At 73.4% G+C, this 23,239-nt stretch carries 28 protein-coding genes; 15 read left to right on the top strand and 13 right to left on the bottom strand.

Features of this window, described 5'->3' with window-relative positions:
* Window positions 1-148 precede the first annotated feature (148 nt).
* From zwf to F8568_RS08180, 5 genes are all read left to right on the top strand, one after another.
* Complete coding sequence (gene zwf / locus F8568_RS08200) at window positions 149-1,675, top strand: glucose-6-phosphate dehydrogenase (protein ID WP_151592889.1); 1,527 nt, start codon at window positions 149-151, stop codon at window positions 1,673-1,675.
* A complete protein-coding gene (locus F8568_RS08195) occupies window positions 1,675-2,751 on the top strand; it encodes a glucose-6-phosphate dehydrogenase assembly protein OpcA (protein ID WP_151592888.1) in 1,077 nt (358 codons plus the stop codon). Before zwf ends, F8568_RS08195 begins: the two co-directional genes overlap by 1 nt.
* Window positions 2,748-3,527, top strand: a complete 780-nt coding sequence (gene pgl / locus F8568_RS08190; RefSeq protein ID WP_151592887.1) for a 6-phosphogluconolactonase — start codon at window positions 2,748-2,750, stop codon at window positions 3,525-3,527. The genes F8568_RS08195 and pgl overlap by 4 nt, the downstream gene beginning before the upstream one ends.
* Window positions 3,528-3,713: 186 nt before the next feature.
* Window positions 3,714-4,922 carry a L,D-transpeptidase gene (locus F8568_RS08185; protein ID WP_151592886.1) on the top strand — a complete coding sequence of 403 codons (1,209 nt, stop codon included), beginning with the start codon at window positions 3,714-3,716 and terminating at the stop codon, window positions 4,920-4,922.
* A 25-nt stretch (window positions 4,923-4,947) separates the two neighbouring features.
* On the top strand, window positions 4,948-5,277 hold the full coding sequence (locus F8568_RS08180) for a cupin domain-containing protein (protein ID WP_151592885.1): 330 nt from the start codon (window positions 4,948-4,950) through the stop codon (window positions 5,275-5,277).
* A gap of 31 nt (window positions 5,278-5,308) precedes the next feature.
* On the opposite strand, the gene F8568_RS08175 is transcribed toward F8568_RS08180, so the two are convergent.
* From F8568_RS08175 to fdxA, 3 genes are read right to left on the bottom strand one after another with little or no spacing between them, the layout of a single operon-like run.
* Window positions 5,309-5,743 carry a hypothetical protein gene (locus F8568_RS08175; protein WP_151592884.1) on the bottom strand — a complete coding sequence of 145 codons (435 nt, stop codon included), beginning with the start codon at window positions 5,741-5,743 and terminating at the stop codon, window positions 5,309-5,311.
* Between the two features lie 54 nt (window positions 5,744-5,797).
* Entirely contained in the window at window positions 5,798-6,427 is a 630-nt protein-coding gene (locus F8568_RS08170) for a helix-turn-helix transcriptional regulator (RefSeq protein ID WP_202124660.1), read from the bottom strand.
* A 5-nt stretch (window positions 6,428-6,432) separates the two neighbouring features.
* Window positions 6,433-6,756: a ferredoxin gene (fdxA, locus tag F8568_RS08165; protein ID WP_151592882.1), complete on the bottom strand. Its 324-nt coding sequence runs from the start codon at window positions 6,754-6,756 to the stop codon at window positions 6,433-6,435.
* A gap of 70 nt (window positions 6,757-6,826) precedes the next feature.
* Here fdxA and F8568_RS08160 point away from each other — a divergent pair, with 70 nt between their 5' ends.
* The 4 genes from F8568_RS08160 (at window position 6,827) to F8568_RS08145 (ending at window position 10,480) form a co-directional block, all read left to right on the top strand.
* On the top strand, window positions 6,827-7,519 hold the full coding sequence (locus F8568_RS08160; RefSeq protein ID WP_151592881.1) for a DUF2249 domain-containing protein: 693 nt from the start codon (window positions 6,827-6,829) through the stop codon (window positions 7,517-7,519).
* Window positions 7,520-8,085: 566 nt separating this feature from the next.
* Entirely contained in the window at window positions 8,086-9,291 is a 1,206-nt protein-coding gene (locus tag F8568_RS08155; RefSeq protein ID WP_160573545.1) for a sensor histidine kinase, read from the top strand.
* Between the two features lie 65 nt (window positions 9,292-9,356).
* Window positions 9,357-9,782, top strand: coding sequence for a pyridoxamine 5'-phosphate oxidase family protein (locus F8568_RS08150; protein ID WP_151592879.1), 426 nt, complete (start codon window positions 9,357-9,359; stop codon window positions 9,780-9,782).
* Between the two features lie 29 nt (window positions 9,783-9,811).
* A complete protein-coding gene (locus F8568_RS08145; protein ID WP_151592878.1) occupies window positions 9,812-10,480 on the top strand; it encodes a response regulator transcription factor in 669 nt (222 codons plus the stop codon).
* Here the strand turns inward: F8568_RS08145 and F8568_RS08140 are convergent.
* Entirely contained in the window at window positions 10,452-10,865 is a 414-nt protein-coding gene (locus tag F8568_RS08140) for a hypothetical protein (protein WP_151592877.1), read from the bottom strand. The genes F8568_RS08145 and F8568_RS08140 overlap by 29 nt on opposite strands.
* A gap of 378 nt (window positions 10,866-11,243) precedes the next feature.
* Between F8568_RS08140 and F8568_RS08135 the strand changes: the two genes are divergently transcribed.
* Window positions 11,244-11,699 (top strand): MarR family winged helix-turn-helix transcriptional regulator, encoded by a 456-nt coding sequence (locus F8568_RS08135; RefSeq protein WP_151592876.1) that lies wholly within the window; start codon window positions 11,244-11,246, stop codon window positions 11,697-11,699.
* A 74-nt stretch (window positions 11,700-11,773) separates the two neighbouring features.
* Window positions 11,774-12,400 (top strand): TetR/AcrR family transcriptional regulator, encoded by a 627-nt coding sequence (locus F8568_RS08130; RefSeq protein ID WP_151592875.1) that lies wholly within the window; start codon window positions 11,774-11,776, stop codon window positions 12,398-12,400.
* Window positions 12,401-12,419: 19 nt separating this feature from the next.
* Here F8568_RS08130 and F8568_RS08125 read toward each other — a convergent pair whose 3' ends face one another.
* The 3 genes from F8568_RS08125 to F8568_RS08115 all read right to left on the bottom strand — a co-directional run bounded on the left by F8568_RS08125 (window position 12,420) and on the right by F8568_RS08115 (window position 14,654).
* Window positions 12,420-13,190, bottom strand: a complete 771-nt coding sequence (locus F8568_RS08125; RefSeq protein WP_151592874.1) for an SGNH/GDSL hydrolase family protein — start codon at window positions 13,188-13,190, stop codon at window positions 12,420-12,422.
* Window positions 13,190-13,744 (bottom strand): PadR family transcriptional regulator, encoded by a 555-nt coding sequence (locus F8568_RS08120; RefSeq protein WP_151592873.1) that lies wholly within the window; start codon window positions 13,742-13,744, stop codon window positions 13,190-13,192. The genes F8568_RS08125 and F8568_RS08120 overlap by 1 nt, the downstream gene beginning before the upstream one ends.
* Window positions 13,745-13,811: 67 nt before the next feature.
* Window positions 13,812-14,654: a class I SAM-dependent methyltransferase gene (locus F8568_RS08115; protein WP_151592872.1), complete on the bottom strand. Its 843-nt coding sequence runs from the start codon at window positions 14,652-14,654 to the stop codon at window positions 13,812-13,814.
* A 62-nt stretch (window positions 14,655-14,716) separates the two neighbouring features.
* On the opposite strand from F8568_RS08115, the gene F8568_RS08110 reads away from it, so the two are divergent.
* Window positions 14,717-15,331, top strand: a complete 615-nt coding sequence (locus F8568_RS08110; protein WP_151592871.1) for a TetR/AcrR family transcriptional regulator — start codon at window positions 14,717-14,719, stop codon at window positions 15,329-15,331.
* On the opposite strand, the gene F8568_RS08105 is transcribed toward F8568_RS08110, so the two are convergent.
* The gene (locus tag F8568_RS08105; protein ID WP_236008526.1) at window positions 15,294-16,451 is read right to left on the bottom strand and encodes an MFS transporter; all 1,158 of its coding nucleotides are present in this window, start codon (window positions 16,449-16,451) and stop codon (window positions 15,294-15,296) included. The two genes, F8568_RS08110 and F8568_RS08105, sit on opposite strands and share 38 nt — an antisense overlap.
* A 37-nt stretch (window positions 16,452-16,488) precedes the next feature.
* On the opposite strand from F8568_RS08105, the gene F8568_RS08100 reads away from it, so the two are divergent.
* Complete coding sequence (locus tag F8568_RS08100; protein WP_151592870.1) at window positions 16,489-17,562, top strand: LacI family DNA-binding transcriptional regulator; 1,074 nt, start codon at window positions 16,489-16,491, stop codon at window positions 17,560-17,562.
* Window positions 17,563-17,597: 35 nt separating this feature from the next.
* Here the strand turns inward: F8568_RS08100 and F8568_RS50965 are convergent, their stop codons facing one another.
* Window positions 17,598-18,017, bottom strand: coding sequence for a DUF397 domain-containing protein (locus tag F8568_RS50965; RefSeq protein ID WP_407924461.1), 420 nt, complete (start codon window positions 18,015-18,017; stop codon window positions 17,598-17,600).
* Window positions 18,014-18,559, bottom strand: a complete 546-nt coding sequence (locus F8568_RS08090; RefSeq protein WP_151592869.1) for a cupin domain-containing protein — start codon at window positions 18,557-18,559, stop codon at window positions 18,014-18,016. Before F8568_RS08090 ends, F8568_RS50965 begins: the two co-directional genes overlap by 4 nt.
* A gap of 241 nt (window positions 18,560-18,800) precedes the next feature.
* Between F8568_RS08090 and F8568_RS08085 the strand changes: the two genes are divergently transcribed.
* Window positions 18,801-20,363, top strand: a complete 1,563-nt coding sequence (locus tag F8568_RS08085) for a GMC oxidoreductase (protein ID WP_151592868.1) — start codon at window positions 18,801-18,803, stop codon at window positions 20,361-20,363.
* Window positions 20,364-20,381: 18 nt separating this feature from the next.
* Here the strand turns inward: F8568_RS08085 and bioB are convergent, their stop codons facing one another.
* Both bioB and F8568_RS08075 read right to left on the bottom strand, forming a co-directional pair.
* Window positions 20,382-21,443 carry a biotin synthase BioB gene (bioB, locus tag F8568_RS08080; protein ID WP_151592867.1) on the bottom strand — a complete coding sequence of 354 codons (1,062 nt, stop codon included), beginning with the start codon at window positions 21,441-21,443 and terminating at the stop codon, window positions 20,382-20,384.
* Window positions 21,444-21,505: 62 nt separating this feature from the next.
* Entirely contained in the window at window positions 21,506-22,057 is a 552-nt protein-coding gene (locus tag F8568_RS08075) for an aminotransferase class I/II-fold pyridoxal phosphate-dependent enzyme (protein ID WP_151592866.1), read from the bottom strand.
* Between F8568_RS08075 and F8568_RS08070 the strand changes: the two genes are divergently transcribed.
* Complete coding sequence (locus F8568_RS08070) at window positions 22,023-22,472, top strand: metallophosphoesterase family protein (RefSeq protein WP_151592865.1); 450 nt, start codon at window positions 22,023-22,025, stop codon at window positions 22,470-22,472. The two genes, F8568_RS08075 and F8568_RS08070, sit on opposite strands and share 35 nt — an antisense overlap.
* Here F8568_RS08070 and F8568_RS50235 read toward each other — a convergent pair.
* On the bottom strand, window positions 22,444-23,220 hold the full coding sequence (locus F8568_RS50235) for an IclR family transcriptional regulator (RefSeq protein WP_151592864.1): 777 nt from the start codon (window positions 23,218-23,220) through the stop codon (window positions 22,444-22,446). The two genes, F8568_RS08070 and F8568_RS50235, sit on opposite strands and share 29 nt — an antisense overlap.
* Window positions 23,221-23,239: the final 19 nt, after the last annotated feature.

Raw genomic sequence — 23,239 nt, 5'->3', positions numbered from 1 at the left:
GCCGCGGCGCTCCGGCGGCCCGGAGAGCGCCAGCGCGTCCGGGAGGGGCGAGACTGTCAGTACACGGGGTCGACACACAGGATGCGTGGTCTGATCGGATGCGAGTAGAAGTGAGGGTAGGCATCGTGCGAGAAGAGGGGGCCGCAACGTGACCGACGCAGCCAATCCGCTCCGGGACCCGCGCGACAAGCGCCTGCCGCGGGTGGCCGGGCCGTGCGTGCTCGTGCTGTTCGGCGTCACTGGGGACCTGTCGCGCAAGAAGCTGCTCCCGGCGATCTACGACCTGGCGAACCGGGGGCTGCTGCCGCCGGGCTTCTCGCTGGTCGGTTTCGCGCGCCGCGACTGGGAGAACGAGGACTTCCGGCAGATCGCCTACGAGTCGGTGAAGGCGCACGCGCGGACCCCGTTCCGCGAGGACGTGTGGACGCACCTGTCGGAGGGCATGCACTTCGTGCCCGGCGAGTTCGGCGACCCGGGCGCCTTCGACGCGCTGTCGATGGCGGTGAAGGAGCTGGACGAGAGCCGCGGGACCGGCGGCAACTACGCGTTCTACCTGTCGATCCCGCCGAAGTTCTTCCCGCAGGTGGTCGAGCAGCTGCAGCGCAGCGGGCTGGCCGACCGCGCGGACGGCGCCTGGCGGCGGGTGGTGATCGAGAAGCCGTTCGGCCGGGACCTGAAGACGGCGCTGGAGCTGAACGACACGGTGCACCGCGTGTTCCCCGAGGAGTCGATCTTCCGGATCGACCACTACCTCGGCAAGGAGACGGTGCAGAACATCCTGGCGCTGCGGTTCGCCAACGCGATGTTCGAGCCGATCTGGAACCGCTCCTACATCGACCACGTGCAGATCACGATGGCCGAGGACATCGGCATCGGCGGCCGGGCGGGCTACTACGACGGGATCGGCGCGGCCCGCGACGTCATCCAGAACCACCTGCTGCAGCTGCTGGCGCTGACGGCGATGGAGGAGCCGACGTCGTTCAGCGCCCAGGCCGTCCGGCTCGAGAAGGCGAAGATCCTGTCGTCGGTGCGGGTGCCGGGCGACCTGACCACCTCCACCGCGCGCGGGCAGTACGCGGCGGGCTGGCAGGGCGGCGTGAGCGTCAAGGGGTACCTGGAGGAGGACGGCATCCCGGCCGACTCCCGCACGGAGACCTACGCGGCGGTCAAGCTGGAGATCGACAACCGCCGGTGGGCGGGCGTGCCGTTCTACCTGCGCACCGGCAAGCGGCTCAGCCGCCGGGTGACGGAGGTGGCGATGGTGTTCCAGCAGGCGCCGCACCTGCCGTTCTCGCACACCGACACCGAGGAGCTCGGGCAGAACGCGCTGGTGATGCGGGTGCAGCCGGACGAGGGCATCACGGTGCGGTTCGGCTCGAAGGTGCCCGGCACCTCGATGGAGATCCGCGACGTGAACATGGACTTCGCCTACGGCGAGTCGTTCACCGAGGCGTCCCCGGAGGCCTACGAGCGGCTGCTGCTGGACGTGCTGATCGGCGACCCGCCGCTGTTCCCGCGGCAGGAGGAGGTCGAGCTGTCCTGGCGGATCCTCGACCCGATCGAGGAGTACTGGGCGAGCCGCGGCGGCGTCGACCAGTACACGTCCGGCGGCTACGGGCCCGACAGCGCCGACGAGCTGATGGCGCGCGACGGCCGCTCCTGGAGGAGGCTCTGATGAACATCGACCTCACCGGCACCACGACGCGCAAGATCCAGGACGCGCTGACCCAGTCGCGGCACCTGATGGGCGGCCCGGCGGTCGGCATGGTGCTGACGCTGATCATCGTGACGGACGAGTCGGCGCAGTACGACGCGGTCCGCGCGGCGACGGAGGCGGCCCGCGAGCACCCGTGCCGGGTGCTGACGGTGATCTCCCGCGACCCGCGCGGCAACTCCTCGCGGCTGGACGCCGAGATCCGGATGGGCGAGACCGGCCCGGGCGAGACGGTGCTGCTGCGCATGTACGGGCCGCTGGCCGAGCACGCCGACTCGGTGGTGGTGCCGCTGCTGATGCCGGACACGCCGGTGGTGATCTGGTGGCCGGGCGGCAAGGTGCCGAAGTCGCCGTCCAAGAGCGCGCTGGGCAAGCTCGCGACGCGGCGGATCACCGACGCCTACGCGGCCCGCGACCGGCTCGGCACGCTCGCGCAGCTGGCCGGGAACTACAGCCCGGGCGACACCGACTTCACCTGGACCCGGCTGACGTCGTGGCGGTCGCTGCTGGCCGCCTCGCTCGACCAGGAGCACGACGAGATCGTCTCCGGCGAGGTGATGGCCGAGCCGGACAGCCCGAGCGCGGAGCTGCTGGCGGCGTGGCTGTCGATCCGGCTCGGCGTCGCGGTGGGGCGGACGGTGTCGGAGGGCCCGGGGATCACCGGGGTCCGGCTGACGACGACCGGCGGCGACATCGTGATCGACCGGCCGGACGGGCGGGTCGCGACGCTGTGCCGGCCCGGCCAGCCGGACCGGCAGGTGGCGCTGATGCGCCGCCCCATGTCGGAGCTGCTGGCCGAGGAGCTGCGGCGGCTCGACCCGGACGAGGTGTACCGCGAGGCGGCGGCCCGCTTCGCCAAGGACCTCGCGGGCGGGGCCTCGGACGAGGGCGTCGCCGGCGATCCGCTGTCGGGCACGCAGGAGGCGGCCGCGACGAGGAAGGCGGAGAAGGAGGCCGCGAAGGAGGGGCTCCCCGCGGCGCCGGCGAAGGCGGGCGGGAAGAAGCCGTCCCGGGGCAAGCCGTCGGGGGACGCGTGACTCCCCCGGTGGTCCTGGTCCACCGCGACCAGGACCTGCTGGCCGAGGCGGCGGCGGCGCGGCTGGTGACGCGGATCGTGGACGCGCAGGCCGCGCGCGGCTCGGCGTCGGTGGTGCTGACCGGCGGCGGCGTCGGCACGGCGGTGCTGGCGGCGCTGGCCGCGACGGGCGCGCGGGACGCGATCGACTGGCGCCGGCTGGACGTGTGGTGGGGCGACGAGCGGTTCCTGCCGACCGGCGATCCCGAGCGCAACGAGACCGGCGCTCGCGCGGCGCTGCTGGACCATGTGGACGTCGATCCGGCGCGGGTGCACCCGATGCCGGCCTCGGACGGCCCGGACGGCGACGATGTGGAGGCCGCCGCCGAGCGGTACGCCGCCGAACTGCGCGCCGCCGCCCGTCCCGAGGACCACGGCCCCGTCCCCTCGTTCGACGTGCTGATGCTCGGCGTCGGGCCGGACGCGCACGTCGCGTCGCTGTTCCCGGAGATGCCCGCCGTCCGCGACGAGCGGCCGGTGGTGGCGGTGCACGGCGCGCCGAAGCCGCCGCCGACCCGGATCTCGCTGACGTTCCCGTCGCTGTGCGCCGCGCACGAGGTGTGGGTGCTGGCGTCCGGGGAGGCGAAGGCGAAGGCGGTGCGGCTGGGCCTGTCGGGCGCGGGGCCGGTGCGGGTGCCGTGCGCGGGCGCGCGCGGACGGCAGGGCACGCTGTTCCTGCTGGACCGCGAGGCCGCGGCGGAGCTTCCGCCGGAATTCGGGCGGACCGCCTCCCCCTGAGGCGTTGACCACGTAGAGGCCGGTGCCGTGCGGTGGAACGCCGCGCGGCACCGGCCTTCTCGACTTGGCGGGGCCATTGCCCGCCTGTGAGAAAGGTGGGAGCTTCCCTCGCATCGGCATGCCTCGCCGCGAGCTGCGCATAACCTGGCTCTGAGGTTCCGCGTGGCGAACGTGAGGAGTTCGGTGATGCGCAAGGGTCGGGCCGCGACGGCGGGTGCGGCGATCATCGGGGCTTTCGCCATCTCCGTCGCGGGGTGCTCGTCCGGTGGCGGCGGCGACAAGGCCGGCGGTCCGGACCGCGGCGGCGACAGCGAGAAGACCGCGAAGCTGGCCGTCACCCCGGCGACCGGCGCCAAGCAGGTGGCGCCCGACCAGCCCGTCATGGTGAAGGCCGTCGCGGGCAAGCTGACGAGCGTGACGCTCACCTACGGCAAGAACCAGAAGGCCGAGGGCACGCTGGCGCCGGACGGCAAGTCGTGGAAGTCGGCGTGGACGCTGCGGCCGTCCACGACGTACACGGTCACCGCGCAGGGTTCCATCGACGGCGGCCGTCCGGCCACGGTCACCTCGACCTTCACCACCCTCACGCCCGCCAAGAAGCTCGAGACGGGCATGTCGCCGCTGGACGGCGAGACCGTCGGCGTCGGGATGCCGGTGCAGCTGCTGCTGTCCAGGCCGGTGAGCACCAAGGCCGGCAAGCAGGCCGTGGAGAAGGCCCTCGAAGTGCGGATGTCCACGCCCGTGCAGGGCGCCTGGTACTGGATCAGCGACAAGGAGGTCGACTTCCGGCCCCGGGACTACTGGCCGTCCGGCGAGAAGGTGAAGGTCGTCGCGCACCTCGCCGGGCTGAAGGCGGGCGAGGGCCTCTACGGCATGAAGGACCGGACGCTGAACTTCACCGTCGGCCCGAAGCACATCACCACGATCAGCGACGACACGCACCGCGCGAAGGTCACCGAGAACGGCCGGCTGGTGCGGACGATGAAGGTCAGCCTCGGCAAGCCGGGCCACGACAGCTACAGCGGCACGATGATCGCGCAGGAGAAGGCGGCGCACATCGTCATGGACTCGGCGACGACCGGCGACCCCGGCGAGTACCGGATCCCGACGAGCTGGAACGTGCGGCTGACCTACAGCGGGACGTTCGTGCACTCGGCGCCGTGGTCGACGGGCGAGCAGGGCGTCTCCGACGTCAGCCACGGCTGCGTGAACGCCTCCCCGACCGACGCGAAGTGGTTCTTCAACTTCACCAACCGGGGCGACATCGTCAAGGTGACGGGGACGTCGCGGAAGCTGCGGTTCGGCAACGGGCCGACTCCGTGGGTGAAGTCGTGGAACGAGTGGCTGCAGGGCAGCGCGCTCGGCGCGCCCGTCACGGGCGCCCCGTTGAAGTGACCGGCCGCGCTGGCACACTGGTGCCATGCAGAAGCTCTCGCTCGACGCGCAGGTACGGGACCACCTCAAGCGGGCCGCCGCGGCGGCCACGGGACGCAGCGCCGAGACCGTCTACGGCGGCCACGAGCACGTCCTGCGGCAGACCCTGATCGCGCTGACCGCCGGCACGTCGCTGACCGAGCACGAGAGCCCCGGCGAGGCGACGCTGCTCGTCCTGCACGGGCGGGTGCGGCTGACGAGCGGCGGCGACGCGTGGGACGGCATGTCCGGCGACATGCTGATCATCCCGCCGGCGCGGCACGCGCTGGAGGCGGTCGAGGACGCCGCCGTGCTGCTGACCGTCGCGAAGCACTGACGGCCCGCGCGGGCGGGCCGTCCGGCCGGGGTCAGCCGGCGGCGAGGACGGCGACGCCGAGCGCGACCAGCAGGACCACCTTTACGCCCTCCAGCGCCACGTAGTACAGGTGGCCGCGGGAGCGGGGCTGGTCGTCCTCGCCCGCGAGCACCCGGTCCGACCGCTTGTTCAGGCGCGGGCGGACGACGCCGAGCTGCACCGCGAGCAGCACCACCAGCACGGCGGTGAGCACGGTGACGGCGACCGGCGGGCCGCCTGCGGCGACCGCGGCGACCACCGCGACGGCCAGCACGATCTCGGCGAGGTTGAGGGCGCGGAAGACCAGGCGCCCGATGCCGAGCCCGATCGGTATGGTCACGCCGGGCGCGCGGAACTTCAGCGGCGCCTCGAGGAACGAGATTCCGAGCACCATCCCGAGCCAGAGGAAGGTCAGGGCTCCTGCCGTGGCGGCGGCGGTCGCGTTCATGGTCGTCGAATACCTTTCGCGGGGAGTCGGAGGGTCAGCGGCGCCGGCGAACGCTCAGGTGCGCCGGAGGCGGGCGACGCAGGCGGCGGGCTCGGCGAACGGTTCGAGCCCTTCGGCCTCGACCGGCGCGTCCAGCTCGGCCAGCGCGCCCCGCATGATGCCGAGGTGGACGTCGCAGACCAGCGGCCCGTACTCCTCGGCCAGTTCCAGGAACGGGCAGTGCCGCAGCCGGACGGCGTCGCCGGCCGGATCGGGCGCGAAGTCGAGGTCGGCGAGCAGGCCGGTGAGCCGCGCGACCGCGTCGCCGGCGCCGATCCGGGTGAAGGGCGGCGGCCGGTCGACCAGGAAGCGGCCCCATTCGCGGCCGGCGCGCTCGGCCTCCGCGCGCCCGCCGGGCCCGGCCGCGAGCCGGCTGAGCAGGATCTGCGCGAGCAGCCGGTAGGCGCGGGAGCCGCCGCGGTCCATGCCGGGCCGGGCCGTGTAGACGGTGCGGGGCCGGCCGGGGCCCGCCGGCCGCTCGAGGGTCCGCTCGGCGGCGCCGTCCGCCACCAGGGCGTCCAGGTGGAAGCGCGCGGTGTTGGGGTGGACGCCGAGCCGCTCGGCGACGTCGGCGACGCCGAGCGGGGCGCCCGCGTCGCGCAGGGCGTCGAGGATCTCGCGGCGCCGGTGGCGTTCAGGGGCCATGGCGCTCATCCTTCCCCCGGCTTCGGCTGCGCCGCGATCAGGGGGTGGTCCCGGTCGAGCGCGCCGAGCTTGGACGCGCCACCGGGCGAGCCGAGGTCGTCGAAGAACTCGGCGTTGGCCGCCGTGTAGGCCGTCCACCGGTCCGGGACGTCGTCCTCGTAGTAGATCGCCTCGACGGGGCACACCGGCTCGCAGGCGCCGCAGTCGACGCACTCGTCCGGATGGATGTAGAGCGACCGGGCGCCCTCGTAGATGCAGTCGACCGGGCATTCGTCGACGCAGGCCCGGTCCTTGACGTCCACGCACGGCTCGGCGATCACGTAGGTCACGGCGCTGCCCCCTTCAGAGTTTTTACAAATAGTACATGTAATAATCGTGGCAGACGAGAGAGGGGCACCGATGTCCGACGTGTTCATCCAGGCCACCGAGACCGACCCGGCCGTCCGCGCGGCCACCGAGCTGCGGGCCGTGCACCGGCGGCTGCTCGACCGGCTCGCCGCGCTCGCCGAGCACGAACCCGGCCAGGACCACGCGGTCCTGGCCGGGTTCCTGGACGGCGAGCTGCGCCGCCACCTCGCCGCCGCCGATGAGGCGCTCTACGCGCCCGCGTCCGGCGCGCCGGAGACGCGGCTGCTCGTCCGGGCGCTGCGCGCCACCACCGCCGAGATCGAGGCGCTCGCGGGCGCGGTCGCCTCCGCCGCCGACCCGGTGCGCGCCGCCCGCGGCCTCGCCGCCGTCCTCGCCGTGCACTTCACCGTGGAGGAGGCGGTGCTGCTGCCGGCGCTCGCCGCGCTCCCCGGCGCCGACCTCGGCCTGCTGGCCGGCGACCTGTGCACGCTGCTGGACGGCGGGCGGCTGGAGCGGCCGGACGAGATCGACGTCCGGGAGATCCCGCGCGGGCAGCGGCATCCGCGGATCTTCGCCCGGTTCGCGCGGCTCGCGCCCGGCGAGTCGTTCGCGCTGGTCAACAACCACGACCCGAAGCACCTGCGGCGCGAGTTCGAGCTGGCGCACCCGGCCGCGTTCACCTGGGACTACGAGGAGTCCGGGCCGGAGCTGTGGCGGGTGCGCATCGGCCGTCCCGCCGGCTGACGCCGCATCCTCCCGCCTGGCACCCTGTCACCGCTCGCTCCCGTAGCGCGATTCGGCGCCGGTGAGCAGGAACGCGAGCTCCTCGTCCAGGTCCTTCGTCGGCTCGACGGCCCGGCCATGGCCTCCTTATGTTGCGGGTGCTGACGTAGGGCAGCTCCGCGCCGTTCGTCCTCGCGCAGCGGGCCGCCAGGTCCCGCGCGAACGCGACCGAGCGGCGGAACGAGCGGCGGCTCTCCCCCGCCGACCTGACCCAGGTGGCGCTGGCCTGTCGGCCTCGGACACGCACACCCCCGTTTCCGCCCTCTCATTTATAGGTGTATCAACCAAAACGAGGAGCCTCACATGTCATCCCCCAGACCGCCGCCCCGCGCGGCACCGCAATGCCCGTAACGCCCGCAACGAACGCACCGGACGCCCCCGCCCCGTACCCGCGCCGCTGGTACACGCTCGGCGTGTGCGGCATCTCCCCGGCCGCCGCTGATCCGGCGGGACCGTCGACCAAAGTCGAGGCCCGCACCGACCCCGGACCGCTCCGGGGCCGGCGCGGGCTCGCTAGCGTTGGCGGCATGGACTCCGCCGGCCCCTCCCCCGCGACCGGCACGTCCGGCCTCGCCGCCCGGCTCGACCTGCGGCGCCCGTGGCGGGACTGGCTCGGCGACCTGGGCGTCACCGCGGGGGCGGCGGCGCTGGGCCTGCTGCTGCTCCAGGGGACGCTGAACGACCCGACGCCCGGCCAGCGGATCGTGGTACCGCTGGACCTGTCGGCGGGCGCGGTCTCCCTGGTGTTCCTCCTGCTGTTCCGGCGGCGCTTCCCGGTGGCCGTCGCGGTGACGATGGTGTTCGCGCAGTGGACGGCCACGTCCACGCTGGGCACGACCGCCGCCGCCATGTACTCGCTGGCGATGTTGCGCCCCTGGCGGACGCTCCTGCCGATCGCCGCCGCGAACATGGCGCTGATCGCCGCGCTCTTCTGGCTCACCTCGCCCTGGGACCAGTTCCGCGAGGGCATCGTGATCCTCGGCCTGCTCTACGGAGTGCTGATCACGACGGGGATGCTGGTCCGGTCCCGGCGGCAGCTCATCGCCTCCATGGAGGAGCGGGCGCGCGCCGCCGAGGAGGGGCAGCGGCTCCGTGTGGAGGAGGCGCGTCTGCTGGAGCGCGAGCGGATCGCGCGGGAGATGCACGACGTCCTCGCGCACCGCATCTCGCTGCTGGCGGTGCACGCGGGGGCGCTGGAGTTCCGCCCGGACGCGCCCGCCGACCAGCGCGCCGCCGCCGGGGTCATCCGGCAGAGCGCCTACGAGGCGATGGAGGACCTCCGCGAGGTCATCGGGGTGCTGCGCGGCGGCCCCGGCGGCGCGGAGGCCGACCGCCCGCAGCCCGCGCTCACCGACGTCCCCGCCCTGGTGCGGGAGGCGTCGGGCGCCGGAGGCGAGGTGGTCCTGGACGACCGGGTGCCCGACCCGGCGGGGGTGCCGGTCCGGGTCGGGCGGCACGCCTACCGGATCGTCCAGGAGGGGCTGACCAACGCGCGCAAGCACGCGCCGGGCGAGCGGGTCCGGGTGATGCTCGACGCGCCCGGCGGGACGGCGCTGACCATCGAGATCGTGAACCCGATCCCGCCGGGGCCGCCGCCGGCGGCGCTGCCCGGCGCCGGCGCGGGGCTGGTGGGGCTCGGCGAGCGGGTCGCGCTGCTCGGCGGCACGCTGGAGCACGGCCGGACCGGGGACGGCCGGTTCCGGCTGCGCGCCCGCCTCCCCCTTCCCGGCTGAGCCGCCGCGCATGTCGCCGCAGGCCGGACGCATGGCGGCCGGAAGTTGCGGGCATGGCCGTGGACATGGCTTCTGACTCCGTGCATCCCGTCCTGGAGGAACTCGACCGTGAGGAGTGCCTGCGGCTCATCGCGCCGGGCGGCATCGGCCGGATCGCCTTCGAGGACGGCGAGGGGCCGACGATGGTCCCGGTGAACTACGCCGTCGACGGCGAGTCGGTGGTGTTCCGCACCTCACTGGAAGGGCGGCTGAACCGGAGCCTGCTGACCGCCGTGCCGGGCGGGCAGGTGCGGACCGCGTTCGAGGTCGACGCGTTCGAGGACGGCACGCACGAGGGGTGGAGCGTGCTGGTGCGCGGGGGCGCCCGCCCTCTGGAGGGCGAGGAGAGGGAGCGCGCCGTGCGGGTCGATCCGTGGCCGGGCGGCGAGCGGGAGGCGTGGTTCTGCCTGACCGCGAGGGAGGTCAGCGGCCGGCGGCTGCGGCGGACGTAGCCGCGGTGCGGCGGCTCTAGGGTTGGGGGATGGACTCGTCTCCCATCCGGGTGCTGATCGTGGACGACGACGCGCTCGTCCGGTCCGGTCTGTCGATGATGCTCGCGGGCGCCGGCGACCTGGAGGTGGTCGGGGACGTCGCGGACGGCGCCGAGGCGGTGCCCGCGGTGAACGCGCACCGCCCGGACGTGGTGCTGATGGACATCCGGATGCCGAGGGTGGACGGGCTCGCCGCCACCGAGCTGCTGCGGGCGCGCCGCGATCCTCCGGAGATCATCCTGCTGACGACGTTCGACACCGACGACCACATCCTGCGGGCGATGCGCGCGGGCGCGAGCGGGTTCCTGCTGAAGCACACCCCGCCCCCGGAGATCATCCAGGCGATCCGGCAGGTCGCGGCCGGCGAGCCGATGCTGTCGCCCGCGGTGCTGCGGCGGATGATGTCGTTCGTCGCCGACGCGGGGGCCGATCCGCGCAAGGCCCGCGCCCGCGAGCTGCTGGAGCGGCTGAGCGACGGCGAGCGGGCGGTCGCGGTGCGGGTCGGGCAGGGCAAGACCAACAGCGAGATCGGCCGGGAGCTGTCGCTGAGCGTCGCGACGGTGAAGGCGTACGTGTCGCGGCTGCTGACGAAGCTGGAGCTGAACAATCGGGTGCAGGTCGCGCTGCTGGTCAACGACGCCGACCTCGAGGTGAGGTAGTCACTCGCGGGGACCGAGGCGGACGTCCGGCAGCAGCACCGCCGCCGCCAGGCCGGCCGCCAGCAGCGGCAGCCCGGCGAGGAAGAGGTTCGGAGAACGCCTGCGCGAACGCCTCGGCGACGCCGTGCCGGACCGGCCCGGGGAGCGTGCCGAGCACCTCGGGCCGGACCGCGTCGCGGAAGGCGGGCACCTTCCCGGCCGGGACGCGGCGTCCGATCTCCTCGGCGAACCGGCTCGCGACGATGCCGCCGAACACGGCCATCCCGGCGGCGGTGCCGAGCATCCGGGACGCGAACACGCCGGAACTGGCCGGGCCGAGGTCGCGCTTCGGCGCCGCGTTCTGTGCGATCAGCATGACGACCTGCTGCGACAGCCCGGCCCCCAAGCCGAGGACGGTCATGTAGAGCCCGGCGGTGAAACGAGGCCGGTGCGCACGTCCATGGTGGCGAGCAGGGCGACGCCGGCGGCGCTGATCGCCGTGCCGGCGGCGGGCAGCCGGTGGTAGCGGCCGGTCCGCAGGCGAGCCGGTCCAGCCCGCCGAGGTCGCCGACGATCGTCGGCAGCGCGGTGCTGAGGACCGTCGCGTCCAGGGACGACATCAGCCCGGCGAGCATCAGCCCGCCGAACACCAGGACCCGGTGCCGGTGGCTCATGCCGACCGGCGCTTCGGTGACCGTCATGTGCACCTCTCATATATATGCTGAAAGCAACTAGATGCTATGCACACAGATATGAGAGACGCAACCGGACTACACTGGCCGGCATGACCGACGAGGCACTGCACGCCGTCGAGCGGAACATGGTCAAGCTGCGCCGCGGCATGTCCCGCCAGCGGCTCGGCAGGGCGGCGATCCGGGACCACAACCTGCCCGTGGACGTGCAGGTGCTGCACGTCGTGGACGTCGTCGACGAGGGCCCCGACGGCCCCGGCCAGGAGATGAGCGTCGGCCTGGTCGCCACCCGCCTCGGCGTCGACGCCTCGCGGGGCAGCCGCATCGTCGCCGAGGCCGTCAAGGCCGGGTACGTGCGCCGCGTCGCGTCCCAGGAGGACGGCCGCCGCATCCACCTGGAGCTGACGCCGGCGGGCCGGTCCGTCGTCGAGGCGACCCGCCGCACCCGCCAGGAGCACTTCGCCAAGGCCATGCGCGACTGGAGCGACGCCGAGCGCGCCGAGTTCGCGCGCCTCCTCGCCCGCTTCGTCGACGGCTACGAAGGCTGATCGCGGCGACGATTTGGCCGGTCCATGACCTTGCGGGAAACGGTTCGCTACCGTGCGTGACTAATGTCGGGAGTATGAGCTCCGACGCCGACCTGGATCGGATCATCGACGCCGCCACCCGGCTGTTCGCCGAGCTCGGGTTCGACGGGACGACGCTGCGCCTGATCGCGGACGGGGCGGGCGTCGACCCCGCCACGGTCGACCGGCTGACCGGCGGCAAGACCGAGCTGTACCGGCAGGTGATGCGCCGGGCCACCGACGCCGAGAAGAAGGCGGTCGGGGGCGCCGCGAACGGGTTCACCCCCACCCGGCAGGGCGTCGAGCGCCTGCTGGACCAGTACGTCGACTTCTACTCCGCGCACCCCGAGTATCTGGGGCTGTGGCTGCACCGGCGGACCGGCGACGCCGCCGACACCGCCGACCTGGAGGAGGTGTACGTCCGGCCGCGGCTCGGCGGGATCGTCGAGGCGCTGCGGGAGGTGGTCCCCGGCGACGTCGACCTCGACCTGACGGTCTGGACGATCCCCTGGGTCATCTCCGGTTTCCTCAGCCAGCGCGCGCTCGGCACGCGCGTGGACGAGGAGACCGACACCAGCGGGCCCTACCGGAACATCTCACCGGACGAGCTGGAGCGTTTCCGCAACCACCTGCACATGCTCCTCCAACGGATGCTCATGCTGCCCGACGCCCCTGACGGGTGATGTTCAGGGCCGGGTGGCCTCAGGGCAGGACGACCGGTTCGAGCCGGGGCCGTTTCGCGGTGCGGCCGTCGCCCGACGAGCGTCCGCGCAGCCGCCGGAGGACCCATGGGCCCATGAACCTGCCCGCCCACGCGGCCTCCGCGCCCGCCCGGCGCCATGCCGGCACGGGCGGCAGCGGCGGGAGCGGATCGGACCAGGACGCGCCGTCGCCCGGCAGCCCGAGAGCGTGCGCGGCCGCCGCGGCGATGCGCGCGTGCCCGAGCGGGCTCGCGTGGATGCGGTCGGGGCTCCACAGCCGCGGGTCTGTCGTCACGGAACGCGGGAAGGTGTCCACCACCAGGGCGCCGTGGTGGCCGGCGGCGGCCCGGATGCGCTCGTTGAGGTCGATCACCCGCGGCCGCAGGCGCCGCACCAGCGGCGCGATCTTGGCGACGTCGGGGAAGGTGAAGGTGACCACCCGGGCACCGGATCCGGTGAACGCCGCCAGCATCGCCTCCAGCTCGGCGGCCACGGCCCGCGCGTCGAAGCCGGGCCGGACCAGGTCGTTCATCCCCGCCATGACGGTGACGAGGTCCGGTTCCAGGGCGAGCGCGGCGTCGGTCTGCTCCGCCCTTACGCCCGCGGCGAGCCGCCCGCGCACCGCGAGGTTGGCGTACCGGAAGCCGGCGTCCCGCGCCGCGAGCAGCTCGGCCAGCCGGTCCGCCCAGCCCCGGTAGCCGGTCAGCTCGTCGCCGTCGTTGAGGCCCTCGGTCTGGCTGTCCCCGACCGCGACGTACCTGAGGTACGCCATCAGCCGACCCGCTGCCTCAGCACGGTCAGCGCCCACTCGCCCCACCGCTCGTTCTCGCGCTCGAACGCCAGGCCGCGCATCAGCGTCAGGTAGGGGCCGACGCGTTCGGCGTGCGCGAGGAACTCCTCCTCGGTGCGGCCGCCCAGCAGCCTCACCTGCAGCCGCTCGAAGCGGGCGATCTTCGCCCGCGCCCACTCCACCCGCTCCTCAAGGGCGGCCCGCACGCCCTCGGCGTCCCCGGCGTCGACGGCCTGCACCATGACCATCATCTCGTCGCGGATCGCGCCCGGCCGCGGCGGTCCGGCGGTGAACTCCCGCAGCTCGCGCCGTCCCGCCTCGGTCAGCGAGAACAGCCGCTTGTTCGGCCGCCGCTCCTGCTCGACGACCCGCGCCTGGACGAGGCCGTCCTCGCGCATCCGGTCGAGCTCCCGGTACAGCTGCTGCGGGGTGGCCATCCAGAAGTTGGCCACCGACGCGTCGAACCCCTTGGCCAGGTCGTACCCCGACGCCTCGCCCTCCAGCAGCGCGGCCATCACCGCGTGACGCAACGACATGCCCCGACGATAACCCCGAGTGATTACTCAAATTATTGAGTACCATCCGATGTGATCATCGCCACGCTCATCCACTCGCGCCGGTCGGGGTGCGGGTGGCGGTGACCGCGACGGTGGCGTAGGGCATGGTGAAGGCGCCGCCGAGTGCGTCGACGGCGGCGCCGACCTCGTTCAGCACCTCCGCTACCTGATCGGAGGGCAGCCCGGTGAGGGTCCCCTGGGTCGGCATCTGGTCCAGCCACTCGTCGCGGGTGTAGGTGCGCTCCCACTCGAACCGCCACTGCTCGGGGGCGGTGAACCCGCCGGCCTCCTCGATCCCGGCGGCGGACTTGTCGAGGATCGGCTGGTAGGCGTCCAGCCCCTGCCTGGCCACCCGGCTCACCGCCCGCATGTTGAACGGCGAGTCCGGCGCCACGCGCTGGTAGGCCGCGGCGAACGCGTCGATGACCTCGGCCCGCAACTGGAACGCGTGCCAGAAGACGGCGAGGCGGCCGGCGGGGCGCAGGACCCGGGCCGCCTTCGCGGCGCCGGCGACCGGGTCCACCCAGTGCCAGGCCGTGCCGGCGACGGCGGCGTCGAACGTCCGCCCGGCCGGGTCCCAGTCCTCGATGGTCGCGATCTCGACCTCGACGCCGGTGCGCCGCGCGAAGCCGGCCATCCGCGCGTCCGGCTCGACGCCGAGGACACGGCATCCGGCCGCCTGGAACTGCCGCGCCTCGATGCCGGTGCCGCAGCCGATGTCGAGGACGTCGCGGCCGGGGCTGCCCGCGACGATCCGCTCGATCAGCGCCTCGGGGTACGGCGGGCGGGTCCGGTCGTAGCGCTCGGTGTCGGCGCCGAAGGATTCGGCCACGTCCCGGTGCCGGTGGGGGGCGGGCGCGGGGGCTTGGTCCGGCGGTAGAGTGGTCATGTGCCCACTATAAATGGGCGGTCGCCCACTACGTCAACGGCGCACGGAGGGAGAGGTGCACTGTGCCGACCGGAGTGGCCCTGCGGGACGCGCGGCAGCAGCTGTTCGACGCCGCCGAGCGCGTCCTGCTCCGCGCCGGGCCGAACGCGCTGACCAGCCGGGCCGTCACCGCCGAGGCCGGGTGCGCCAAGGGCGTCCTGCACCGGCACTTCAGCGACTTCGACACCTTCCTCGCCGAGCTCGTCGAGGACCGCATCGCCCGCGTCGAGGCGCAGGAGGCCGCGCTGTGCGGGTCGGCCGGGACCGGGACCGTCACCGGCAACCTCGCCGAGGCCCTGACCACCGTGTTCGAGTCGGTCGCGGTGGCCATCGTCGCGCTCATCACCTCGCGGGACGAGCTGCGCGCCAAGCTCCGCGCGACCAGGCCGACCGGGGTCCCGCTGGCGTCCGAGGCGACCGCCATGATCGCCCGCTACCTCGCCGCCGAACGCGACCTCGGCCGCATCGCCGCCGGCGCCGACATCGACACCCTCGCCCCTATGCTGGTCGGCGCGGGGCACCTGGTGTTCGCCGACCGGACCGGCCCCCGCCCGGACGCCGAGGCCGTCCGCAGGGTCGTCACCACCACCCTCGCCGGCGTCACCGGCGAGCCGCGCGGCGCAGCAGCACCGGAGTGAGGACGAGCAGCGCGGCGGCCAGCGCCGCGATCGCCAGCATGGCGCCGCGCAGGCCCACGGCATCGGCCCACAGCCCAACGTAGACCGGCCCCAGGAGGAACCCGAGGTAGGACGTCGTCGAGACGATGGAGGTCGCGCGGCCGCGGTGGGACTCCTCGACGCCGCGGGACGCGACGCCGAGCAGGGTCGGGAACAGCACCGCCGTCCCGGCGGCGGCCACCGCGAGCCCCGCCCCGGCGACGAGCAGCGTGGGCGCCACCGCGATGAGGGCCGCGCCCGCCGCGGCGGCCGCCGCGCCGCCAAGGAGGACGGCACGGGCACGGACGGCTCCGAGCCCGCCGACGGCGAACCGAGTGACCGCGACCGCGCCCGCGAACACCGCGGGCGCGACGGCGCTCAGCCCGGCGCCCGAATGGAGCTCGTCGTGGGCGAAGACCGCGCTCCAGCTCTGATGGGCGTTCTCCCCGGCGAACCCGAGCGCGCCCAGCGTCCCGATGAGCACGAACGGAACCACCCGGCCCCGCCCTTGCGGGACATGCTCGGGCGCTCGGTCGACGGTCTCCGCGCCCAAGGCTCTGACCAGGGCGGCGCCGGCCGCCACGGAGGCGACGGCCACGGCGGCGAACGGGACCGCGACCGGTAGCGACGCGAACGCCCCGGTGGCCAGGCTCGCGAGGACGACGAGACCGGAGAAGACGCCGTGGGCGCGGGTGATGACGGGACGCCCGGCGATCTTCTCAGCGCGTCCCGCGACCGCGTTCATGGCCACGTCCGCGGCCCCGCTCGCCGCGCCGACGACGGCCAGCCCGGTGCACAGGGCCGCCAGGTTCACCGCGGTCAGCACCATCGCGGTGCCGGCGCAGCCGAGCGCGGCGATGGCCGCGCCCGCCACCCGCGGCCCCCACCGGTCGAGCGCCCGGCCCATCAGCAGCATCGCCGGGAGGGCGCCCGCGCCGACGAACAGCAGCGCGAAGCCGAGCCGGCCGTCGTCGAGGCCGGCCTGCTGTCGCACCCGCGGCACCGAGGCGCCCCACACTCCCCAGAAGGCGCCGAACGCCGCGAAGGCCACGATCGCCGAAGCGATCAGGCGGCGCGGCGACCGAACGGGCATATCCGACATATGTGTAACGATACACAGCCTCGCTAGGCTGGTCGCCATGGAATCGTCCGCGGGTTCGAAGCGGGTGACGCTCGCGCAGGTGGCCGAGCTCGCCGGCGTGTCGGTGATGACCGCCTCGTACGCCTACAACCGGCCGGAGCGCGTGTCGGACCGGGCCCGCTCCAAGGTGCTCGACGCGGCGGCCCGGCTGGGATACGCCGGCCCCGACCCGAGCGCCCGGTCGCTGCGCCGCGGCAGCACCCGCACGCTCGGCGTCGTCATGGGAGAGCACCTGAGCTACGCCTTCGAGGACCCGGAGGCGGCGTCCTTCCTGGCGGGCATCGCCGACGTCTGCGCCGACCGCGGGTACGGCATGACGATCCTGCCGATCACGGGCGCCGCCGACGACGGCAAGCGGATCACCGAGGCCGCCGTCGACGGGTTCGTCGTCTGGACCACCTCCGACGACGACCCGGTCCTGTCCGCCGTCCAGGCCGTGAAGCGTCCCGCGGTGGTGCACGGAGGTCCGGCGGTCCCCGGGATCGCGCTGGTCGGCATCGACGACCGCGCGGCGGCCCGCGCGGTGGGCGCTCTCGCCTTCGCGGGCGCGGAACGCCCGGCGGTGGTGAGCTTCCCGCTCTCCCGGGACCGGATCAGCACGATCACCACGGGCATCGATCCGGCGGACGTGCTGTTCCCGGTGACCCGCGAGCGGCTGGAGGGCTACCGGCAGGCGGCCCAGGACACCGGCATCGCCTGGCGCGAGGTGACGGTCGCGGTGTGCTCGCGCAATGACACGGCCGAGGCCGAACGGCTCGCGGCGGCCCTGCTGGCCTCCCCCGATCCGCCCGACGCGATCGCCGCGATGAGCGACCAGCAGGCGGCGGGGGTCGTGCACGCCGTCCGCGCCGCAGGCCGCACCGTCCCCGGCGACGTGGCGGTGACCGGCTGGGACGACGCGGCGGTGGCGGCCCTCCTGGGGCTGACGACCGTCGCGCAATCACTCCGCGACCAGGGCGCCACCTGCGCGCGCGCAGCCCTGGGCGACGAACCGACGTCTCTGACCGCGCCGTGGTCCATCGTCCGCCGAACCAGCACCCGCCCCGACCAGGAGGCGGCGGCGTCCCCCTGACGAACCGCTACCGCCTCGCGGTCAGACCACGTCCGCTAAGCGTCGTACCGGCCACGCTTGACGTCCCCAAGGGACACCGCCCACTCCCCCGCACTGAAAGCCAGCACAGGCCCCAACGGATCCTTCGAGTCTCGTTTAGCGATCATGTGCCGCCGCCCTGCGACCTCCACGCACTGTGTCGCATCGCCCCCGCTGTGGCTGCTCTTCCGCCACTGGATCCGCTCGCTCATACTTCTGACGCTACTCGTTCGATCATCGCGGGAATCCTCTTGAGAAAGCGGCATTCCCTGCAGTAGCTCGAACGTCCGCTTGTGGTGATCGACGTCGGATGGCTCATCCACATACCGGCTTCGGGTCAGACTGTCGATGGCCACGACTTCCGCCAAGGCATCTGGTCCGATCCCGAGTATCGTGAACGCGCCGTCCACGCCACGTCTGGGCCGACTTCCCGTCATTGCGCGGTGGGGGCTCGCCATGATCGCGCGGACGGGCCCTTGGCCATGTCGGTGAAGTAGCTGTCATGGTGGACGAAGAAGGCGGCCCGTTCCTCGTCGCTCATTCCGGCGAGGTCGCCGACGCCTTCGAAGTAGCCTTCCCGGGCCGCGCCGGGCGAGAACAGCATCAGGAATTCGACGGGCTCGCCGGACTCGTTCCCGAAGGAGTGCAGGCCGCGCGGGGGCATGTAGAGGAAGTCGCCCGCCGACGCGTTCGACCACCGGTCGCCGTCGTAGACGCGCAGCGTTCCGGCCACGACGTAGAACGACTCGGAGATCGTTCTGTGGAAGTGGGTGCTGGTCCCGGCAGCCTCGGGCCCCATCCGGACCCGGTACAGGCCGAACTCGCCGCCAGTCGACGCCTTGGTGGCGAGGTAGCCGGTCCGCGCGCCGGACGGCGCGACGAGGTCGGCCGGGGTCCCGGCGGGGCGGAACAGCGCACTGACCTCCCCTTCTTCCTCGTGGTACCGAACCGGCGGATAGTCGTCGTCCAGCCAGGCCATATCGTTCCCCGTCTACCGGAGGGATCGGCAAGGAGACCGCGCGGGCGGGCGGGTGGGCGGCGAGGAGGTGCCGCCAGCCCTGGAACCCGTCCGCGAAGCGCTCCTCGGCGAGCGCAACGGGATTGGTTTCTGTAAGGCGGTTCACAACGACCCGCCCAGAAGTTGGTGGCGGGGTTCATTCCGCGACGGGCGGGCGTAGGCGACAGTTTCCGGCAACCACCCCGAGGCCGGAGGTCCTTCCATGAGCACGCTCAGCCGCCGTTCGTTCCTGCAGATGTCCGCCGGGAGCGGGCTGGCCGTCGCGTTGGGCGGCTCGCTGGGGCGCCCGGCCTCCGCGGCCGAGAGGACGGACTACCAGGCGATCGTGGTCGGGTCCGGGTTCGGCGGCTCCATCAGCGCCTGCCGTCTCGGACAGGCCGGCGTGGACACCCTCGTCCTGGAACGCGGCCAGGAATGGGTGACGGACCCGCAGAAGGCCGTGTTCGGGTCGCAGCTGAACTACAGCGAGAAGATGTTCTGGTTCCGCGACTACGCGGACTGGCCGATGGTGCTGCCGTTCCCGATGACGCCGTACGCGGGCGTCATGGAGGTCTCGAACGAGAAGAACCTCAACATCGCGTGCGGGGCGGGGCTCGGCGGCGGGTCGCTGGTGTACACGTGCGCGACGGTGGCGCCGCCGCGGAAGTACTTCGAGAAGCTGTTCCCGGCGGACATCACCTATCAGGAGATGGCGTCGAAGTGGTACCCGAAAGTGCAGTCGGTGCTGAAGCCGAGCGTGATGCCGGACGACATCTACGGGTCGGCGCCGTTCACGCATTCGCGGGTGTGGGACCAGCACGCCGCGAGGGCCGGGTACGCGTCCGAGAAGCTGATGTCGATGTTCAACTGGGACGTCGTCCGGAAGGAGCTCGCCGGGACGGTGCGCCCGTCCGCCATCGCGGGCGAGACGGACTTCGGGTGCAGTGACGGCGCCAAGAACAGCCTGACGGTGAACTACATCCCGGCGGCAAAGGCCACCGGGAAGGTGCAGTTCCAGACGATGAGCGAGGTCACGTCGATCGGGATCGGGACGGACGGAAGGTACCGGCTGGCCGTCCGGCATCTCGACACGGCGGGCAAGACGCTCGACACCGTCGAGTACACCTGCGACATGCTCTTCCTGTGCGCCGGGACGCTCAACACCAACCGGCTGCTGGTCGCGGCGCGGGAGACGGGCGCGCTGCCCGACCTCGACGCGTCCGTGGGGACGGGGTTCGGCGACAACGGCGACCAATACGTGGGGTACAGCTACACGGGGCAGGCGGGGCCGAGCCAGGGGTCGCCGAGCGCGTCCACGTTCTTCGTGGACGGGGAGTTCGAGCTGCCGATGCGGGTGGAGAGCTGGCAGCTCATCGAGGCGCAGGGGCTGCCGATCGTGCAGACGCTGGTGATGACCGCCGATCTGGAGAACCGCGCGACGTTCGGTTACGACAAGGCCAGCAAGTCGGTGAAGCTGTCCGATTTCGCGGGCAAGGCGGACGCGGCGGCGAAGTCGGCGACGGACTGGGTGAACAAGGTCATGCACGCCAACTCCGACGCCATCCCGATCTCGGTGACGTGGCCGGCGACGCTGACGGCGCATCCGCTCGGCGGCTGCGTGCTCGGGAAGTCGTCCGACCTGTACGGGCGGGTGAAGGGCTACAAGGGCCTGTACGCGCTGGACGGGTCGATGGTCCCGGGCAGCGTCGGCGGCGCGAATCCGTCGTTCACGATCGCCGCGCTCGCCGAGCGCGGCATCGCCGACATCATCGCCAAGGCCGGCTGACGCCGCCCGGGCGCCCGGTCAGGCGTTCGGCGGCAGCGCGGTGCCGGCGCCGCGGCGGCGGACGGCCACGGTCTCGGCGCGGCGGTGCTCCGGCATGCTGGGCGTGCCGGCGCCCTCCACCTCGAAGCCGAGGTCCTCGATCATCTCCAGGTCCGCCTTGCCGGCCTGGCCCTCGCTGGTCAGGTAGTCGCCGAGGAAGATCGAGTTGACGATGTGCAGGGCGAGCGGCTGCAGGCTGCGCAGGTGGATCTCGCGGCCGCCGGCGAGCCGGACCTCGGCGTCCGGATGGACGAACCGGACCATCGCGAGGATGCGCAGGCAGCGCTGCGGGGTGAGGGCCCACCGCTCGGCGAGCGGGGTGCCGTCGAAGGGGATGAGGAAGTTGACGGGGACCGAGTCCACGTCGAGGTCGCGGAGCGCGAACGCGACGTCGACGAGGTCCTCGTCGGTCTCCCCCATCCCGGCGATGAGGCCGGAGCACGGGGACAGGCCGGCGTCCTTCGACTTCTGCACGGTGTCCTGCCGGTCGCTGAAGTCGTGGGTGGTGCAGATGTCGCCGTACACGCCCTCAGAGGTGTTGAGGTTGTGGTTGTAGGCGTCGGCGCCGGCCTCGGCGAGCCGCTCGCCCTGGCCGTCGCGGAGCAGGCCGAGGCAAGCGCAGATCTCCACGTCGCCGCGCTCCTTGATCGCCGCGATGGTGTCGGCGACGCGCTCGACGTCGCGGTCGGACGGGCCGCGGCCGCTGGCGACCAGGCAGACGCGCTTGGCGCCCGCCGCCATCCCCGCGGCGGCGGCGTCGGCGGCCTCCTCGGGCTTCAGCCAGCTGTACTTGAGGACGTCGGCCTGCGAGCCGAGCCGCTGCGAGCAGTACGAGCAGTCCTCGGGGCACAGCCCGGACTTGAGGTTGACCAGGTAGTTCAGCTTGACCCGGCGGCCGAACCAGTGCCGGCGGACGCGGCCGGCGGCGGCCACCACGTCGAGGATGTCGTCGTCGGACGTCGCCAGCACCGCCAGCGCCTCGTCCCGCGTCGGCGGCTCGCGCCGCAGTCCCTTGCCGGCCAGGGTCTCGAGAAGGCTCATGCGGACGATCCTTGCAGAAGGCCCTCGAGGCGGTCTTGAGCAGGTCCGACAAACCGGACCGCTCAGGCTTTGTACCGCAGGACGGAGCAGAGCGCGTCCAGCGCGGCCGGGTACCCGGACTGGAGCGGGGTGCTGTATCCGACGACGAGGCCGGGCGGGCGCCCGTCCGGCCGCTGCCAGAACTCGCCGAGCGGCTGCAGCGCGAGGCCGCGCGCCGCCGCCCGCGCCATGATCTCGTGCTCGCCCGGGCCGCCGTCCGGAAGCAGGAGGAGGGCGTGCAGCCCGGCCGCGACGCCCAGCACCCGGACGTGCGGCGCCCGGCTCCGCAGCGCCTCGACCAGCGCGTCCCGGCGGCGCCGGTAGCGCAGCCGGGCGGCGCGCACGTGCCGGTCGTAGGCGTGCCCGGTGATCAGGTCGGCGAGGACGAGCTGCCCGAGCGACGGTGTGTGCGCGTCGGCGAGGCGCTTGGCCTCCGCGACCGGTTCGACCAGGGCGGCGGGCAGCACCAGCCAGCCGAGCCGCAGCGCCGGGGCGAGGGTCTTGGACGCGGTGCCCGCGTAGACGACGTGGCCGGGCGCGGTGGACCCGGGCGAGCAGGCCGAGGCTCTGCGCATACACCACGGGTTCCTCGCCGACGAGACCCTCGACTGGCTGGACGGCGTGCTCGGCGACCGGCGCGAGGCACCGGCGTTCGTCTGCTTCCACCATCCGCCGGTCACGCTCGGCGTCCCGTACGTGGACGAAATCCGGCTGTTCGGCGAGGACCGGCTCGCCGCCGTCCTCGGCAGGCACCCGCAGGTGGTGGCGGTGCTGTGCGGGCACGCGCACACGGCGGCGGCCACCACCTTCGCCGGACGGCCGCTGCTGGTGGCGCCGGGCGTCGTCTCCACGATCCGGCTCCCCGGGCAAAACGGCGCCGTCGCCGACCACGCGGCGCCGCCCGGCGTCGCGCTCCACACGCTGGACGACGAGCGGCGCCTCACGACGCACTGCCGGGCGGTCACCGGTGGGTCGTCCACGTCCGCGTGATCTCCTCGGCGGCGCCGCGGACGAGCGCCCGGTACCGCTCCACGGCCTCCGGGGTGAAGCGGTGCCGGGGGCCGCAGACGCTGATCGAGCCGTGCACCTCGCCGTCCGGGCCGAACAGCGGCGCGGCGACCGACCCGGCGTCGGCCTGCCGCTCCCCCAGCGAGACGCCGACGCCGTCGCGGGCCGTCTCGGCGAGCTGCGCGCGCAGCGCCGCCACGTCGGTGACGGTCCCGGGCGTCAGCGCGGTCAGGGGCCGCGCCAGCAGGGCCTCGCGGCGATCCTCGGGCAGGAAGGCGAGGATCACCTTGCCCGAGGAGCCCGCGTGCAGCGGGAACCGGCGGCCGACCTCGACGGTCATCTTCACCTCGTGCGGGCTCTCGAACTGGTCGAGGTAGACCCGCTCGTCGGCGACCAGGCCGGACAACGTCGTCGTCTCGCCGGTCTCGTCGCGCAGCCGGCGCAGCACCGGCGCGGCGGCGTTGCGGACGTTGAACCGGCGCAGCGCGCTGACGCCGAGCGCGACGGCGGCGGGCCCGAGCCGGTACCCGCCGGGGTCGGCCTCCAGCATCTCCCGCGACACCAGCGACTGCAGGATGCGGTGGACGACGGCCTTGGAGATGCCGAGCTCCCGGCTGATCGCGCTGACGCCGAGGTACTGCGGCCCCCCGGCGAACAGCAGCAGCACGTCGGCGACCCGGCCGGCCACCTCGGTGCCGGACGACGGCCGTTCCGCGGTCTGGTTGGTCACCCGATGATCCTAGGGAGCC

The organism is Actinomadura physcomitrii, from assembly GCF_008923205.2.
Lineage (GTDB): Bacteria > Actinomycetota > Actinomycetes > Streptosporangiales > Streptosporangiaceae > Spirillospora > Spirillospora physcomitrii.
This window is presented reverse-complemented; position numbering and strand designations above follow the sequence as displayed.

Excerpts from the sequence above, each read along its gene's own strand:
- F8568_RS08195 (WP_151592888.1), top strand. The coding sequence starts at position 1,675 with ATGAACATCGACCTCACCGGCACCACGACGCGCAAGATCCAGGACGCG.
- F8568_RS08185 (WP_151592886.1), top strand. The coding sequence starts at position 3,714 with ATGCGCAAGGGTCGGGCCGCGACGGCGGGTGCGGCGATCATCGGGGCT.
- F8568_RS08180 (WP_151592885.1), top strand. The coding sequence starts at position 4,948 with ATGCAGAAGCTCTCGCTCGACGCGCAGGTACGGGACCACCTCAAGCGG.
- F8568_RS08175 (WP_151592884.1), bottom strand. The coding sequence starts at position 5,743 with ATGAACGCGACCGCCGCCGCCACGGCAGGAGCCCTGACCTTCCTCTGG.
- F8568_RS08170 (WP_202124660.1), bottom strand. The coding sequence starts at position 6,427 with ATGGCCCCTGAACGCCACCGGCGCCGCGAGATCCTCGACGCCCTGCGC.
- F8568_RS08160 (WP_151592881.1), top strand. The coding sequence starts at position 6,827 with ATGTCCGACGTGTTCATCCAGGCCACCGAGACCGACCCGGCCGTCCGC.
- F8568_RS08155 (WP_160573545.1), top strand. The coding sequence starts at position 8,086 with ATGGACTCCGCCGGCCCCTCCCCCGCGACCGGCACGTCCGGCCTCGCC.
- F8568_RS08150 (WP_151592879.1), top strand. The coding sequence starts at position 9,357 with ATGGCTTCTGACTCCGTGCATCCCGTCCTGGAGGAACTCGACCGTGAG.
- F8568_RS08145 (WP_151592878.1), top strand. The coding sequence starts at position 9,812 with ATGGACTCGTCTCCCATCCGGGTGCTGATCGTGGACGACGACGCGCTC.
- F8568_RS08135 (WP_151592876.1), top strand. The coding sequence starts at position 11,244 with ATGACCGACGAGGCACTGCACGCCGTCGAGCGGAACATGGTCAAGCTG.
- F8568_RS08130 (WP_151592875.1), top strand. The coding sequence starts at position 11,774 with ATGAGCTCCGACGCCGACCTGGATCGGATCATCGACGCCGCCACCCGG.
- F8568_RS08125 (WP_151592874.1), bottom strand. The coding sequence starts at position 13,190 with ATGGCGTACCTCAGGTACGTCGCGGTCGGGGACAGCCAGACCGAGGGC.
- F8568_RS08120 (WP_151592873.1), bottom strand. The coding sequence starts at position 13,744 with ATGTCGTTGCGTCACGCGGTGATGGCCGCGCTGCTGGAGGGCGAGGCG.
- F8568_RS08115 (WP_151592872.1), bottom strand. The coding sequence starts at position 14,654 with ATGACCACTCTACCGCCGGACCAAGCCCCCGCGCCCGCCCCCCACCGG.
- F8568_RS08105 (WP_236008526.1), bottom strand. The coding sequence starts at position 16,451 with ATGTCGGATATGCCCGTTCGGTCGCCGCGCCGCCTGATCGCTTCGGCG.
- F8568_RS08100 (WP_151592870.1), top strand. The coding sequence starts at position 16,489 with ATGGAATCGTCCGCGGGTTCGAAGCGGGTGACGCTCGCGCAGGTGGCC.
- F8568_RS50965 (WP_407924461.1), bottom strand. The coding sequence starts at position 18,017 with ATGACGGGAAGTCGGCCCAGACGTGGCGTGGACGGCGCGTTCACGATA.
- F8568_RS08090 (WP_151592869.1), bottom strand. The coding sequence starts at position 18,559 with ATGGCCTGGCTGGACGACGACTATCCGCCGGTTCGGTACCACGAGGAA.
- F8568_RS08085 (WP_151592868.1), top strand. The coding sequence starts at position 18,801 with ATGAGCACGCTCAGCCGCCGTTCGTTCCTGCAGATGTCCGCCGGGAGC.
- bioB (WP_151592867.1), bottom strand. The coding sequence starts at position 21,443 with ATGAGCCTTCTCGAGACCCTGGCCGGCAAGGGACTGCGGCGCGAGCCG.
- F8568_RS08075 (WP_151592866.1), bottom strand. The coding sequence starts at position 22,057 with ATGCGCAGAGCCTCGGCCTGCTCGCCCGGGTCCACCGCGCCCGGCCAC.